11 protein-coding genes and 1 pseudogene are annotated in these 14,552 nt (G+C 68.9%); 10 read left to right on the top strand and 2 right to left on the bottom strand.

The features are described from left to right. The first annotated feature begins 47 nt into the window (after positions 1-47). From xdhA to BLQ77_RS09980, 9 genes are all read left to right on the top strand, one after another. On the top strand, positions 48-1,430 hold the full coding sequence (gene xdhA / locus BLQ77_RS10020) for a xanthine dehydrogenase small subunit (RefSeq protein ID WP_089958500.1): 1,383 nt from the start codon (positions 48-50) through the stop codon (positions 1,428-1,430). Beyond that, the gene (locus BLQ77_RS10015) at positions 1,427-3,886 is read left to right on the top strand and encodes a xanthine dehydrogenase molybdopterin binding subunit (protein WP_089958497.1); all 2,460 of its coding nucleotides are present in this window, start codon (positions 1,427-1,429) and stop codon (positions 3,884-3,886) included. The genes xdhA and BLQ77_RS10015 overlap by 4 nt, the downstream gene beginning before the upstream one ends. After that, positions 3,876-4,826, top strand: coding sequence for a xanthine dehydrogenase accessory protein XdhC (xdhC, locus tag BLQ77_RS10010; RefSeq protein WP_089958495.1), 951 nt, complete (start codon positions 3,876-3,878; stop codon positions 4,824-4,826). Before BLQ77_RS10015 ends, xdhC begins: the two co-directional genes overlap by 11 nt. Continuing rightward, positions 4,793-6,316 (top strand): ABC transporter ATP-binding protein, encoded by a 1,524-nt coding sequence (locus BLQ77_RS10005; RefSeq protein WP_089958490.1) that lies wholly within the window; start codon positions 4,793-4,795, stop codon positions 6,314-6,316. Before xdhC ends, BLQ77_RS10005 begins: the two co-directional genes overlap by 34 nt. 150 nt (positions 6,317-6,466) lie before the next feature. Beyond that, positions 6,467-7,552, top strand: a complete 1,086-nt coding sequence (locus tag BLQ77_RS10000) for an ABC transporter permease (RefSeq protein ID WP_008883426.1) — start codon at positions 6,467-6,469, stop codon at positions 7,550-7,552. Next, positions 7,552-8,460: an ABC transporter permease gene (locus tag BLQ77_RS09995; protein ID WP_089958487.1), complete on the top strand. Its 909-nt coding sequence runs from the start codon at positions 7,552-7,554 to the stop codon at positions 8,458-8,460. The genes BLQ77_RS10000 and BLQ77_RS09995 overlap by 1 nt, the downstream gene beginning before the upstream one ends. 24 nt (positions 8,461-8,484) lie before the next feature. Then, the gene (locus BLQ77_RS09990) at positions 8,485-9,258 is read left to right on the top strand and encodes an ion transporter (protein WP_242661681.1); all 774 of its coding nucleotides are present in this window, start codon (positions 8,485-8,487) and stop codon (positions 9,256-9,258) included. After that, positions 9,255-10,334, top strand: coding sequence for a BMP family ABC transporter substrate-binding protein (locus tag BLQ77_RS09985; protein ID WP_008883310.1), 1,080 nt, complete (start codon positions 9,255-9,257; stop codon positions 10,332-10,334). Before BLQ77_RS09990 ends, BLQ77_RS09985 begins: the two co-directional genes overlap by 4 nt. A 99-nt stretch (positions 10,335-10,433) precedes the next feature. After that, on the top strand, positions 10,434-10,931 hold the full coding sequence (locus BLQ77_RS09980) for a YdcF family protein (protein ID WP_089958483.1): 498 nt from the start codon (positions 10,434-10,436) through the stop codon (positions 10,929-10,931). Between the two features lie 6 nt (positions 10,932-10,937). Here the strand turns inward: BLQ77_RS09980 and BLQ77_RS09975 are convergent, their stop codons facing one another. Further along, positions 10,938-11,369 carry a DUF1489 family protein gene (locus tag BLQ77_RS09975; RefSeq protein WP_089958481.1) on the bottom strand — a complete coding sequence of 144 codons (432 nt, stop codon included), beginning with the start codon at positions 11,367-11,369 and terminating at the stop codon, positions 10,938-10,940. Between the two features lie 134 nt (positions 11,370-11,503). Here BLQ77_RS09975 and BLQ77_RS09970 point away from each other — a divergent pair, with 134 nt between their 5' ends. After that, on the top strand, positions 11,504-13,786 hold the full coding sequence (locus BLQ77_RS09970) for an adenosylcobalamin-dependent ribonucleoside-diphosphate reductase (protein WP_089958477.1): 2,283 nt from the start codon (positions 11,504-11,506) through the stop codon (positions 13,784-13,786). Positions 13,787-14,246: 460 nt separating this feature from the next. On the opposite strand, the pseudogene BLQ77_RS09965 reads toward BLQ77_RS09970, so the two are convergent. Beyond that, positions 14,247-14,552: pseudogene (locus BLQ77_RS09965) on the bottom strand (transposase); the annotation flags it as partial.

The following is a 14,552-nucleotide window of genomic DNA, read 5'->3' as shown; positions in this document are numbered from 1 at the left end:
GGGGGCGCGCAAGAACCGGACAAGGGTAAGGCGGCGGGTCATTACACATGGACATCTCCTTTCTTCTGAACGGGGAAAGAGTGGATCTGCGCGGGGTGTCGTCCACGCGGACCGCACTCGACTGGCTGCGCGAAGAGCGCGGGCTGACCGGCACCAAGGAAGGCTGCAACGAGGGCGACTGCGGCGCCTGCACCGTCATGGTGACCGACGGGCAGGGCGTGCGCGCGGTCAACGCCTGCATCCTCTTCCTGCCGCAGCTGCACGGCAAGGCGCTGCGCACGGTGGAAGGCCTCGCCGGGCCCGACGGCAGCCTGCACCCGGTGCAGCAGGCGATGGTCGAATACCACGGCTCGCAATGCGGCTTCTGCACGCCGGGCTTCGTGGTCTCGATGGCCAGGGCCCACACGACCGGCGACAGCGGCTATGACGATGCGCTGGCGGGCAATCTCTGCCGCTGCACCGGCTACGCGCCCATCGTGCGCGCCGCCGAGGCCGCGGCCTCCGAGCCGGTGCCCGCGTGGATGGACGAGGGCGCGCTGCCGGACGTGGCGGGCAAGCTGTCCTCGACCGACATGACGGCGCACGCCCCCGAGACCGCCGACGAACTGGCCGAGCTGGCTGCCCGGCACCCCTCGGCGACGCTGGTCGCGGGGGCGACGGACGTGGGACTCTGGGTCACCAAGCAGCTGCGCGAGCTGCCCGAGGTGATCTTCCTCAACCGCTGCCGCGACCTGCAGGAGATCGAGGTCACCGGGGACGAAATCCGCATCGGCGCCGGCGTCACGATGGACCGGGTGCTCGACCTGATGCGCGACCATTTCCCGAGCTACGCCGAGATGCTGCGCCGCTACGGCTCGGCGCAGGTGCGGGCGGCGGCGACCATCGGCGGCAACATCGCCAACGGCTCGCCGATCGGGGACAACCCGCCGCCGCTGATCGCGCTGGGCGCGCGGCTGCACCTGCGTTACCGCGACACGCGGCGCGAGATGGCGCTCGAGAACTTCTTCCTCGAATACGGCAAGCAGGACCGCTACCCGGGCGAGTTCGTCGAAGGCGTCACCATCCCCCGGCAGGACGACCGGCTGCGGGTCTACAAGCTGTCGAAACGCTTCGATCAGGACATCTCGGCGGTCTGCGGCGCCTTCTCGGTGCGGATCGACGAGGGCCGGGTCGCGAAGGCGCGCATCGCCTTCGGCGGCATGGCGGGCACCCCCAAGCGCGCCGCGGCGGTCGAGGCGGCGCTGACCGGCAAGCCGTGGACCGACCAGGCGGTGGTCGCGGCATGGGAGGCGTGGGAAGAGGATTTCGCGCCGATGTCGGACATGCGGGCGTCGTCGGAATACCGGATGGCGGCGGCGCGCAACATGCTGACGCGCTACCTGCTCGAGGATCTGGGCGCGGCCACCGACGTGCGGAGGGTGCGGGCATGAGCGTCGCGAAACCCCTGCCGCATGACGCGGCGCCGCTGCATGTCACGGGCCGCGCGCGCTACATCGACGACATCCCGGTGCCGCCGGGCTGCCTGCACCTTGCCTTCGGCCTGTCGGAGATCGCCGCGGGGCGGATCTCGGAGATCGACCTTTCCGAGGTGCGCCGGGCGCCGGGGGTGGTGCGGGTCTGGGAGGCGAAGGACCTGCCCTCGGACTGCGACTGCTCGCCCTCGCTGGGCGACGAGCCGATGCTCTCTGGCGGCACGGTGCATTACGTGGGCCAGCCGGTGTTCCTTGTCGCCGCGACCTCGCATCTGGCCGCGCGCAAGGCGGTGCGCAAGGCGGTGATCCGCTACCAGGAGCGCGATCCGGTGTTCACCGTCGACGAGGCGATGGCGGCGGATGCGCGTTTCGAGGAAGGCCCCCGGATCTGGGAGAAGGGCGACGCCGCCCGGGCGATGGAGACGGCGCCGCATGTGGTGACCGGCACGCTCGAGATGGGCGGGCAGGAGCATTTCTACCTCGAGGGACAGGCGGCGCTGGTCTTCCCGCAGGAGAACGGCGACCTGCTGGTGCACAGCTCGACCCAGCACCCGACCGAGATCCAGCACAAGGTGGCCCACGCGCTGCACAAGCCCATGCACGCGGTGCGGGTCGAGACCCGGCGCATGGGTGGCGGCTTCGGTGGCAAGGAAAGCCAGGGCAACGCGCTGGCGGTGGCCTGTGCGGTGGCGGCGGACGCGACCGGACGGCCGGCCAAGATGCGCTACGACCGCGACGACGACATGACGATCACCGGCAAGCGCCACGATTTCCGCATCACCTACGAGGCGGGCTTCGACGAGACCGGGCGGCTGCTGGCGGTGGATTTCGTGCATTACACCCGCTGCGGCTGGGCGCAGGACCTGTCGCTGCCGGTGGCGGACCGGGCGATGCTGCATTCGGACAACGCCTATGACGTCCCCAGCTTGCGGGTCGAGAGCCACAGGCTCAGGACCAACACCCAGAGCGCGACGGCCTATCGCGGCTTCGGCGGCCCCCAGGGGATGCTGGGGATCGAGCGGGTGCTCGATCATGTGGCCCATGCGCTGGGCCGCGATCCGCTCGAGGTGCGACGGGTGAACTACTACGCCGACATGGCGGGTGACGGGCCCGCGGAGGGGCCGGACGGGGGGCTGTCTGCCCCCCGCGCGCCTGCGGCGCGTCCCCCCGAGGATATTTCCGGCCACTGGAAGGGGGCTGCCGCGGACGAGGATCTGACCTCGCGCGGGGCAGAGGATGCGGTGGTGCCGGGCGATCCCCCGGTGGCGCCCGCGGGGGTGCAGAGCACCCATTACGGTCAGCCGGTGGAGGATTTCATCCTCGGGGCGCTGACCGACCGGCTGGCAGAGAGCTGCGATTACGCGGCGCGGCGCGAGGCGGTGGCGGCGTGGAACGCCGAGACGCCTCTGCTGAAGCGCGGCCTCGCGCTGACGCCGGTGAAGTTCGGGATCTCCTTCACGCTCACCCATCTCAACCAGGCGGGGGCGCTGGTACATGTCTACCAGGACGGTTCGGTGGCGCTGAACCATGGCGGCACCGAGATGGGGCAAGGGCTGTTCCAGAAGGTGGCGCAGGTGGCGGCGGCGCGGTTCGGCATCCCGCTCGAGCGGGTGCGCATCACCGCCACCGACACCGCCAAGGTGCCCAACACCTCGGCCACCGCGGCCTCGTCCGGGTCGGACCTCAACGGCATGGCGGTGCAGGCCGCCTGCGACACGCTGCGCGGGCGCATGGCCGAGCACCTGGCCGGGCTCTACCAGGCGAAACCTTCGGAGGTGGTCTTTGCCGACGGCGCCGTGCAGGTGGGCGACGAGCGGCTCAGCTTCGAGGACGCGGCCAAGCTCTGCTACGAGGGGCGCGTCAGCCTGTCGGCCACCGGGTTCTACAAGACGCCCAAGGTCGACTGGGACCGCATCCGCGGGCAGGGGCGGCCTTTCTTCTATTTCGCCTATGGGGCCGCCTGCACCGAGGTGGTGCTCGACACGCTGACCGGCGAATATCGCATCCTGCGCACCGACATCCTCCACGATTGCGGCGCCTCGCTGAACCCGGCGCTCGACATCGGCCAGATCGAGGGCGGCTACGTGCAGGGCGCGGGCTGGCTGACCACCGAGGAGCTGGTCTGGGACGACAAGGGGCGGCTGCGCACCCACGCGCCCTCGACCTACAAGATCCCCGCCTGTTCCGACCGGCCCGAGGTCTTCAACGTGGCGCTCTGGGACGGGCGCAACGCCGAGGAGACGATCTACCGCTCCAAGGCGGTGGGCGAGCCGCCGTTCATGCTGGGGATCTCGGCCTTCCTCGCGCTCTCGGACGCGGTCGCCGCCTGCGGCGAGGCCTATCCCGAGCTCGATGCGCCGGCGACGCCCGAGCGGCTGCTGATGGCGATCCGGAAGGTGCAGGATGGGGTTTGACGTCGTTGCCCTGCGCGCGGCCGTCGCCCGGCACGGCCGGGTGGCGCGCGTCGTCGTGGCCGAGGTCGCAGGCTCGGCCCCGCGAGAGGTCGGCACGTCGATGCTGGTCTGGTCCGAGGACGGCCGGACCTGCCAGTCGGGCACCATCGGAGGCGGGGCGCTGGAGCTCACCGCGTCCGAGGCGGCGCTGACGCGCGAGGGGCCGAGCCGCCACCCGCTGGGGCCGTCGCTGGGGCAGTGCTGCGGCGGGTCGGTCACCCTGTTCACCGAGATCTACGATGCCGCGGCGGTCGATGCGCTTGACGGGCAGGACGTGGTGGCGCGCGGGCCGGGAGAGATGCCGCTGGCGGTGAAGCGGCTGCTCGACCGGGCGCGGGCCCGGGGCGAGCGGCCGGAGGCGCAGTTCCTGCAGGGCTGGATGGTCGAGCCGGTGGCGGCGCCCGACCGCGAGCTCTGGATCTGGGGCGCGGGCCATGTGGGCCGGGCGCTCGTGAGGGTGCTGGCGCCGCTGCCGGGGCTGGCGTTGACCTGGGTCGACACCGGGCCCGCGCGCTTCCCGGCTGAGGTGCCCGAGGGTGTCACGGTGCTGCCCGCGGCAGAGCCCGTGCGGCTGGTGCCGCATGCGCCGCAGGAGGCGTGGCACCTCGTGCTCACCTACAGCCACGAGCTCGATCTCGGGCTCTGCCATGCGCTGCTTGGCCATGGCTTCCGCTTCGCGGGGCTCATCGGGTCCGAGACCAAGTGGGCGCGCTTCCGGTCGCGTCTGGCGGCGCTGGGGCATGCGGATGCACAGATTGCGCGCATATGCTGTCCGATCGGGCACAAAGCCTTTGGCCGCGATCCGCAGGCCATTGCCATCGGGGTCGCGGCGCAGCTACTCGGGGAAAAGACAGGGGACAGGCAGGCGTGTCAGACACACTTCTCAGCATCCGGGGCCTGACCAAGGCCTATCCCGGCGTCGTGGCCAATGACGACGTTTCCTTCGACATCGGCAAGGGCGAGATTCACGCGCTGCTGGGCGAGAACGGCGCCGGCAAGTCGACGCTGGTCAAGATGATCTTCGGCCTCGTGAAGCCCGACCGCGGCGAGATGCTGCTCGACGGCGCGGCCTATGCGCCGGGCAAGCCTTCGGACGCGCGGCTTTCGGGCGTGGCGATGGTGTTCCAGCATTTCTCGCTCTTCGACGCGCTCGACGTGGCCGAGAACGTGGCGCTGGGCATGGAGACGCCGCCGCCGATGCGCGATCTCGCGCGCCAGATCCGCGAGGTGTCCGAGACCTACGGGCTGCCGCTCGATCCGTCGCGCATCGTGGGCACGCTGTCGGCGGGGGAACGGCAGCGGGTCGAGATCATCCGTTGCCTGCTGCAGAACCCGCGGCTGCTGATCATGGACGAGCCGACCTCGGTGCTGACGCCGCAGGAGGTCGAGATCCTGTTCCAGACGCTGATGAAGCTGAAGGCCGAGGGCACCTCGATCCTCTACATCTCGCACAAGCTGGAAGAGATCCGCACGCTCTGCGACGAGGCCACGATCCTGCGGCTGGGCAAGAACGTCGGCACCTGCACCCCGCGCGAGGTGACCGCGCGGCAGATGGCCGAGATGATGGTGGGCTCGAGCTTTGCCACGCCCGAGGCCCGCGCGACCGAGAAGGGCGAGGTGCTGCTGCGCTGCGACAAGCTCTCGCTGCCGGCGCCCGGGGCCTTTGGCACGCCGCTGCGGGAGATCTCGCTCGAGGTGCGCAGCGGCGAGGTGCTGGGCATCGGCGGGGTGGCGGGCAACGGGCAGGACGAGCTGCTGGCGGCGCTCTCGGGCGAGCGGCTGGCGCCGAAGGGTTCGATCTGGTTCCGCGGCGCGGACATCAGCCGCGCGGGCCCGATCCGCCGCCGCGATGCCGGGCTGCTGTCGGGGCCGGAAGAGCGGCTCGGCCATGCCGCTGCGCCCAACATGAGCCTGACCGAGAACGCCGTGCTGACCGGTGCCCGCCGCAAGGGGCTGGTGCGCAACGGATTCATCGACTGGGGCAAGGCGAAGGGCTTCGCCGAGGAAGTGATCGCGCGGTTCGACGTGCGCACGCCGGGGCCGGGCGTGGCGGCGCGGGCGCTCTCGGGCGGCAACCTGCAGAAATACGTGGTGGGCCGCGAGATCCTGCAGGCGCCCGAGGTCTTCGTGGTCAACCAGCCCACATGGGGCGTCGATGCCGCCGCCGCCGCCGCCATCCGGCAGGCGCTGCTGGACCTCGCGGGGCAGGGGGCGGCGATCATCTGCATCAGCCAGGATCTCGACGAGCTGATGGAGATCTCGGACCGCTTCGGCGCGCTGAACGAGGGGCGGCTGTCGCCGACCCGGCCGGTGAGTGAGCTCGACGTCGAGAAGATCGGCCTGATGATGGGCGGCGCCCATGACATGGAGGTGGCGCATGTCGATGGCTGAGATGGCCGCGGTGCGGAGCGAAGAGGGTGGCATGGGGGCTGTCTGGACGATGAGCGACGAAGGGGCCGGCCGGCTGTCCCCTGTCCGTGACGGCGCAACGCCGGAAGGTTTCCGTTCCGCCGGTGCATTCGGGGCGGGGAGGGGCGCGCGATGATCCGACTGGAACGACGCCCGCAGCCGTCGCGGCTCTGGACCGGGCTGACGCCGATCCTCGCAGTGGTGCTGACGATGATCGTCGGCGGCATCATGTTCGCGGCGCTCGGCAAGCCGCCGCTCGAGGCCATCCGCACGATCTTCTGGGACCCGCTTTTCCATCCTCAGTTCGCCGGCTACTCACGCCCGCAGCTGCTGGTGAAGGCGGGGCCCCTGATCCTGATTGCCATCGGGCTGTCCATCGGCTTCCGGGCCGGGATCTGGAACATCGGGGCCGAGGGGCAGTACATCATGGGCGCCGTCACCGGTGCCGCGGTGGGGCTGGCCTTCTACCCTTCCGACAGCGTGTTGCTGTTCCCGCTCATGGTGGTGGCGGGTGCGCTCGGCGGCTGGCTCTGGGGGATGATCCCGGCGGTGCTCAAGACGAAGTTCGGCACCAACGAGATCCTCGTCTCGCTGATGCTGGTCTACGTGGCCGAGAACATCCTCGCGTCGGCCTCGTCGGGCTGGCTGCGCAATCCCGAGGGGCAGGGCTTTCCCGGCTCGCGGAACTTCAAGCAGTGGCCTGCGGTGTTCAACGACGAGCTCGTCGCCAACACCGGCATGCACTGGGGCGTGCTCGTGGCCTTCGTCGCGGTGATCGGCGCCTACGTGCTGATGGCTCGGCACATTCAGGGCTTCAACGTGCGGCTCACCGGCGAGGCGCCGCGGGCGGCGCGGTTCTCGGGCGTGAGCCCCGCGCGCATCGTCTTCCTCTGCCTCGGCATCTCGGGGGCGCTCGCCGGCATGGCGGGGCTTTTCGAGGTCACCGGGCCCGCGGGCCAGATCAGCATCGACTTCGGCTCGGGCTACGGCTTCACGGCGATCATCGTGGCCTTCCTCGGGCGGCTGAACCCCTTTGGCATCCTTGCCGCGGGGCTGCTGATGGCGCTGACCTACATCGGCGGCGAGCTGGCGCAGCTCATGCTCGGGTTGCCGGGCGCGTCGATCCAGCTGTTCCAGGGGATGCTGCTGTTCTTCCTGCTGGCCACCGACGTCTTCACGAACTACCGCGTCCGTTTCGCGCGCAAGGAGGTGGCCTGATGGATCCAGTGCTGCTTGTCGTCTCGATCATGGTCTCGGCCACGCCGATCCTGCTGGCCGCCATCGGCGAGCTGGTGACCGAAAAGGCCGGGGTGCTGAACCTCGGCGTCGAGGGTATGATGATCACCGGCGCGGTCATGGGTTTTGCCATCGCCGTCACCACCGGGTCGCCGACGCTGGGCTTTCTCGGCGCGGCGGTGGCCTCGGCGGTGCTGTCGCTGAGCTTCGGCATCCTGACGCAGTACCTGCTGTCGAACCAGGTGGCGACGGGCCTCGGGCTCACGCTGGTGGGGCTGGGGCTGTCGGCGCTGATCGGCTCGAACTACGAGGGCCAGCGGGCGCCGAGCCTGCCCAAGCTCGACATTCCGCTGCTGGGCGACATCCCGGTGGCGGGTCGGATGCTGTTCTCGCATGACTTCGTCGTCTACCTGAGCCTCGCGCTCGTGGTCGCGGTCTGGGCGTTCCTCAAGTTCACCCGGGCCGGGCTGATCCTGCGCGCGGTGGGCGAGGACCACGAGAGCGCCCACGCGCTCGGCTACAAGGTGGTACGGGTGCGGATGGCGGCGATCGCTTTCGGCGGCGCCTGCGCGGGCCTTGGCGGCGCCTACGTGAGCCTCGTGCGGGTGCCGCAATGGACCGAGGGCATGACCGCCGGCGCCGGCTGGATCGCGCTTGCCATCGTGGTCTTCGCAAGCTGGCGGCCGCTCGGTGTGCTGATCGGCGCCTACCTCTTCGGCGGGGTGACGGTGATCCAGCTCAACCTGCAGGCGGCGGGCACCACGGTGCCGGTCGAGCTGCTGTCGATGTCGCCTTACCTCATCACCATCATCGTGCTGGTGATCATCTCCGCCCGTGGTAGTCATGGGGCGCCCGGATCGCTGGGCAGGCCGTTCCACGCGGCCTCCTGATGAGCGCTCGGTGGGGGAGGAACGGTGTTCGGAGTGAGCAGGGAGCGGATGCGCGCGGCGCTGGACGGGCAGGACCCGCGCTACGGCGCGCGGATCGCATGGGCCTTCCACGGGCTCATCTTCATCTCGGCGCTGATCATCCTGCTCGAGGGCGCGGAGTGGCTGCCGCAGGTGGTGCGGCACATGATGACCGTGGCCGAGTTCCTGCTGCTCTGGGGCTTCGCGGCGGAGTACCTGCTGCGGCTCTGGGCGGCGCCGTCGCGCTGGCGCTACGCGATCAGCTTCTGGGGCATCGTCGACCTGCTGGCGGTGCTGCCGGGGCTGCTGCTGTTGCAGCCGCACACCCAGAGCCTGCGCGTGCTGCGGCTGATGCGGGCCTTCCGGCTGCTGAAGCTCCTGCGGCTGCGACGGGCGTCGCGGCGGCTGGAGCTGGCGCTCGAGGCCTCGCGGGACGAACTGATCCTGTTCACCGCGGTGGCGGTTCTGGTGCTGTTCATCGCCTCGGTGGGCATCCATTTCTTCGAACACGTGGCGCAGCCGGACAAGTTCGGCTCGGTGCCGCAGTCCATGTGGTGGGCGCTCGCGACGCTGAGCACGGTCGGGTACGGCGACGTCTATCCGATCACCACCGGCGGGCGGATCTTCACCGGTCTGACCGTCCTGATCGGGGTGGGGATCGTCGCCATTCCGGCGGGCATCATCACCTCGCAACTTCTCAGGCTCAAGGCGCACCCGGAGGGTGACGGCGCCGACGGGCCCGACAACATGACCAAGAAACCCATGGGAGACCAGGAATGATCAAACGCAGAACGCTTCTCGCCACTTCCGCCGCGCTGGGCCTCGCCCTGGCCGGTGGCGCCGCCCTTGCCCAGGACACGCCGAAGGTCGGCTTCGTCTACGTCGGGCCGGTGAACGACGGCGGCTGGTCGCAGCACCACCACGAGGCGGCGATGAAGATGAAGGAGCATTTCGGCGACGCGGTCGAGGTGATCGAGCAGGAGAGCGTGCCCGAGGGCGCCGACGCCGAGCGCGTGCTGACCCAGATGGCGCTGTCGGGCGCGGACCTGATCTTCACCACCTCCTTCGGCTACATGGATCCGACCATCAACGTCGCGGCCAAGTTCCCGGACGTGAAGTTCGAGCACGCCACCGGCTACAAGACCGCCGACAATGTCTCGGCCTATTCCGCGCGCTTCTACGAGGGCCGCGCCATCACCGGCTACCTCGCCGGAGCGATGACCAAGACCAACAAGATCGGCTACATCGGCTCCTTCCCGATCCCGGAAGTGATCCGCGGCATCAACTCGTCCTACCTGCACGCCGCCAAGGCCAACCCCGACGTCGAGATCGCGGTGGTCTGGCTCAACACCTGGTTCGACCCGGCCAAGGAAGCGGACGCGACGCAGGCGCTGCTCGACCAGGGCGCGGACGTGGTGCTTGCCCACACCGACTCGACCGCGCCGCTGGCGGTGCTCGAGAAGGCAGGTGCCTACGGCTTCGGCCAGGCCGCCGACATGGCCGAGTACAAGCCCGAACCGCGGCTCTCGTCGATCATCGACGAATGGGCGCCCTATTACATCGACCGGGTGCAGGCGGTCATCGACGGTACCTGGACCAGCCACAACACCTGGCAGGGCATCGGTGACGGCATGGTCGGCATCGGCGAGTTCACCGGCCCGATCCCCGAGGACGCGCTGGCGACAGTCACCAAGATGAAGGAGGACATCGCGTCGGGCGCGTATCACCCCTTCACCGGCCCGATCAACAAGCAGGACGGCTCGGCTTGGCTTGCCGAGGGCGAGGTCGCGGATGACGGCACGCTCGCCGGCATGGACTTCTACGTCGAGGGCGTGACCGGCGACATCCCGAACTGATCGGGATCGCCGGATGGCTTGCACCGCCGGGGCCCATGCTCCGGCGGTGTTTTCATGTGGAGGGGGCAGGATGCCTCCGGCGGGAGTTTATCTGGCAAGATGAAGAGCGGACGCGAGGACCTGCCGGTGGCGCTGGTGCTGGGGGCGGCGGTCTGGCCGGGAGGCGAGGCGTCCCCGACGCTGCGGCGCCGGGCGCTGGAGGGCGCGCGGCTCTGGCACGCGGGCGCGGTGCGCGCGGTGGTGGGCTGCGGCGGGGTCGGCGTGCATCCGCCGGCGGAGGCGGCGCTGATCGTGGAGATCTGCGGGCAGGCCGGGGTGCCGGCGCGCGACCTGTACCGCGAGGCGCGCTCGACCACTACCGAAGAGAACATCCGCTTCGCACTGCCCATCCTCGAGCGGCTTGCGGTGCGCGAGGTGGTGGTGGTGAGCGAGCGCTATCACCTGCCGCGGGCGCTGCTGGTGGCGCGCCGGGCCGGGCTGGTGGCGCGAGGGGCGGCGCCGTCGTTCAGGGGCGCCGATCCCGCGGGCCAGCTGCGCGCCGCGGCGCGCGAGGTGGTGGCCTACGGTTGGTACGCACTGCGCGGCAGGGGCCGCTGAGGCGGTTCAGAGCACACCGATCTCGGCCAGAGCGCCAGCCAGTTCCGGCGGCAGTTCCTGCTCGCGCTGGCGGGTCTTCGACAGATCCGGCGGCGCGTCGGACGGCGCGAGGTAGCGCCAGCCTTGGAACGGGCGGCGCGGGGCAGGGGCGACGCGGATCAGCCCCGGTTGCAGCACGATGGCGCAGCGTTCGATGCCGTCCGAGCCGGTCACCCGGTCGAGCCGCAGGATCGGCTGCCGGCATTGCACCAGGCCCTGGAAGACCCAGTAGATGCTGCCGCCGGCGAGAATCTCGGCCTCGCGCTTCGGCCACATCCGGGTGACGTGGCAGGGCAGGCCGTCCGTGGTCTGGGCGGCGCCGCTGTCCTGCCAGGCGCTCAGGCTCTCGACGCTGTCGGTTCCGACGCTGAGCTTGATGAGATGGGTGAATTTATCCACAGAGTCCTCCGGGAGGTGCACACCATATTGTATTCTGTCACGGAGCGGTTTCAAGCTTTGGTAGGAATCGTGACTTTACGTGCTAAGATGGTGGCTGCTATCAGGCACGTCTGCCAAAGAGGATTCACGCTGCCATGAGCCGTTTCGCCGCCCCCATCGCCGAACAGATCTGGGACATGAAGTACCGCTTCAAGGAAGCGGACGGGTCCCCCATCGACGTCACCGTCGAGGACAGCTGGCGCCGCATCGCGCGCTCGCTCGCCTCGGTCGAGACCGACGCCGAGGGCTGGGAACAGCGGTTCTACGAGGCGCTCGAGGACTTCAAATACCTGCCCGCCGGGCGGATCACCGCCGGGGCCGGCACGGCGCGGTCGGTGACGCTGTTCAACTGCTTCGTCATGGGCACGATCCCCGACAGCATGGCGGGGATCTTCGACATGCTGAAGGAGGCCGCGCTGACCATGCAGCAGGGCGGGGGGATCGGCTACGATTTCTCGACCATCCGGCCCAAGGGCGCGCCGGTCGCGGGTGTCGCGGCCGATGCCTCGGGGCCGCTGTCGTTCATGGATGTCTGGGATGCCATGTGCCGCACCATCATGTCGGCGGGCTCGCGCCGCGGCGCGATGATGGCCACCATGCGTTGCGACCACCCGGACATCGAGCAGTTCATCGGCGCCAAGGCGGATTCGGCGCGGCTGCGCATGTTCAACCTCAGCGTGCTGGTGACCGACGCCTTCATGGAGGCGGTCAAGGCGGACGGGTCGTGGGAGCTGGTCTACGGCGACAAGGTCTACCGGACCGTCAAGGCGGGGGACCTGTGGAACCGGATCATGCGGGCGACCTACGATTACGCCGAGCCGGGCGTGATCTTCATCGACCGCATCAACAAGGCCAACAACCTCTCCTACGTCGAGCAGATCGCCGCCACCAACCCCTGTGGCGAGCAGCCGCTGCCGCCCTACGGGGCCTGCCTGCTGGGGTCGATCAACCTCGCGCGGCTGGTGAAGCAGCCCTTCGAGGCGGAAGCGCATCTTGACGAGGCCGAGCTCGAGGCGCTCGTGGCCACCGCGGTGCGGATGATGGACAACGTCGTCGACGCCTCGCGCTTCCCGCTGCCGCAACAGCTCGAGGAGGCGCAGAACAAGCGCCGCATCGGGCTCGGGGTCACCGGGCTTGCGGATGCGCTGCTGATGAAGGGGCTGCGCTACGGCTCTAAGGAGGCGGCGGCACAGACCGAGGCCTGGCTGCGGCTCATCGCCCGCGCCTCCTATCTCGCTTCGGTGGAGCTGGCGAAGGAGAAGGGCGCCTTCCCGCTCTTCGACGCCGAGAAGTACCTCGCCACGGGCAACATGCTCAACATGGATGACGACGTCCGTGACGCCATCCGCGAGCATGGCATCCGCAACGCGCTGCTGACCTCTATCGCGCCCACGGGGACGATCTCGCTCTACGCGGGCAACGTGTCCTCGGGGATCGAGCCGGTCTTCGCCTATGCCTACACCCGCAAGGTGCTGCAGAAGGACGGCACCCGTACCGAGGAGGAGGTCGTGGACTACGCCGTGCAGATGTGGCGCGACCTGAAGGGCGATGCCGAGCTGCCGGAGTATTTCGTCAACGCACAGACCCTCGATCCTCAGGCCCACGTGCGCATGCAGGCGGCGGCGCAGAAGTGGATCGACAGCTCGATCTCGAAGACGATCAACTGCCCCGAGGACATCTCCTTCGAAGCATTCAAGGACGTCTACATGCAGGCCTACGAGACCGGCTGCAAGGGCTGCACCACCTACCGCCCGAACGACGTGACGGGCTCGGTCCTGTCGGTCTCGGAGAGCGCCGAGAAGACGCCCGCCGACACCCCGGAACTGGCCGAGGAGGCCGCGGGCGGCGACGTGATCTACATGTCCGAGCCGCTCGACCGCCCACAGGCGCTCGAGGGGGCGACCTACAAGCTGAAGTGGCCGGACAGCGAGCACGCGATCTACCTGACGATCAACGACATCATCGTTGGCGGCCACCGGAGGCCGTTCGAGGTGTTCATCAACTCGAAGAACATGGAGCACTACGCCTGGACGGTGGCGCTGACCCGGATGATCTCGGCGGTGTTCCGACGCGGCGGCGACGTGAGTTTCGTGGTCGAGGAGCTGAAGGCGGTGTTCGATCCGCGCGGCGGCGCCTGGGTTCAGGGCAAGTACATCCCCTCCATCCTCGCGGCCATCGGCGGCGTGATCGAGCGCCACATGGTCTCGATCGGCTTCCTCGAGGGCGAGGGCAAGGGCCTGAAATCCGACCCGCAGGCCAAGGTCGTCGGCCTCGACGCCCCCCGCGGCAAGGCCTGCCCGTCCTGCGGCCAGTACTCGATGATGATGGTCGAAGGCTGCATGACCTGCTCCTCCTGCGGCCATTCGAAGTGCGGGTGAGGAGCGTTGGGCTGAAGTTGTTGTGGTGTGTCACACGACATGACCTAAACGGCTCAAAGGGTCATTTTGGCTGAGAAGATGAAAAAAACGGCCTCGGAGCAATCCGAGGCCGTTTGCGTATGTGGTGGGGAGTGGCGAACGGCGAAAGGGCTCGACTTGAGAGGCCGGAGAGTATCGACGCGAGGGCCGGATTGTGTTGAAAAACTCTCATGCAGCGCTTTGAGGTCAAATTTGGTAGAACAATATTCCGAATTATTCAGATTCTAGCAGCATCACGGGGTGCAATCAGCTCGTCGAGGAATCGCTTCCCACATTTCCGAAATTTGCAAATGCAGCAAAGAGTTTTTCAACGGAATGGGCGGCGAGCGGCCATTCGCTGCGTTTGCCAAACGGCATGCTGCTGGTCGGCTCTGTTGCACAAATCGGCTGAACGCCGAGGTTCCCCTTTCCCCGGACGGACTTATCCTACTGCTTCCGTGACGGGTATGCCGAGCGCGGTGTAGCCGTTCAGGACGACGATGCGGACTTGGAGCTCGGCGACCTGTCGGTCGAAGTCCCGTGCCATGAGCCGCTGGCCCAGCAGTTTCACACAATGCATCTTGGTCTCGACGCGGCTCCTGCGGTGGTATCCGCTCCATCGTCGCCAGAGGGCCCGGCCGAGGTATTTCGCGGCGCGCAGGGCCTCGTTTCGGGCGGCCGCGCCAGCTGTTGATCACCTTCCACGGCTTGGCGTTCCTGCGGGGTGGAATAACGGCGTGAGCGCCGC

The sequence above is a fragment of the Salipiger thiooxidans genome (genome assembly GCF_900102075.1).
Taxonomy (GTDB): domain Bacteria; phylum Pseudomonadota; class Alphaproteobacteria; order Rhodobacterales; family Rhodobacteraceae; genus Salipiger; species Salipiger thiooxidans.
Note: the sequence above shows the minus strand (reverse complement) of the source record. Positions and strands in the feature narration are given on the sequence as shown.

Coding starts and splice junctions, on each gene's coding strand:
- xdhA (WP_089958500.1), top strand. CDS start 48: ATGGACATCTCCTTTCTTCTGAACGGGGAAAGAGTGGATCTGCGCGGG.
- BLQ77_RS09985 (WP_008883310.1), top strand. CDS start 9,255: ATGATCAAACGCAGAACGCTTCTCGCCACTTCCGCCGCGCTGGGCCTC.
- BLQ77_RS09970 (WP_089958477.1), top strand. CDS start 11,504: ATGAGCCGTTTCGCCGCCCCCATCGCCGAACAGATCTGGGACATGAAG.
- BLQ77_RS10000 (WP_008883426.1), top strand. CDS start 6,467: ATGATCCGACTGGAACGACGCCCGCAGCCGTCGCGGCTCTGGACCGGG.
- xdhC (WP_089958495.1), top strand. CDS start 3,876: ATGGGGTTTGACGTCGTTGCCCTGCGCGCGGCCGTCGCCCGGCACGGC.
- BLQ77_RS09980 (WP_089958483.1), top strand. CDS start 10,434: ATGAAGAGCGGACGCGAGGACCTGCCGGTGGCGCTGGTGCTGGGGGCG.
- BLQ77_RS09995 (WP_089958487.1), top strand. CDS start 7,552: ATGGATCCAGTGCTGCTTGTCGTCTCGATCATGGTCTCGGCCACGCCG.
- BLQ77_RS10015 (WP_089958497.1), top strand. CDS start 1,427: ATGAGCGTCGCGAAACCCCTGCCGCATGACGCGGCGCCGCTGCATGTC.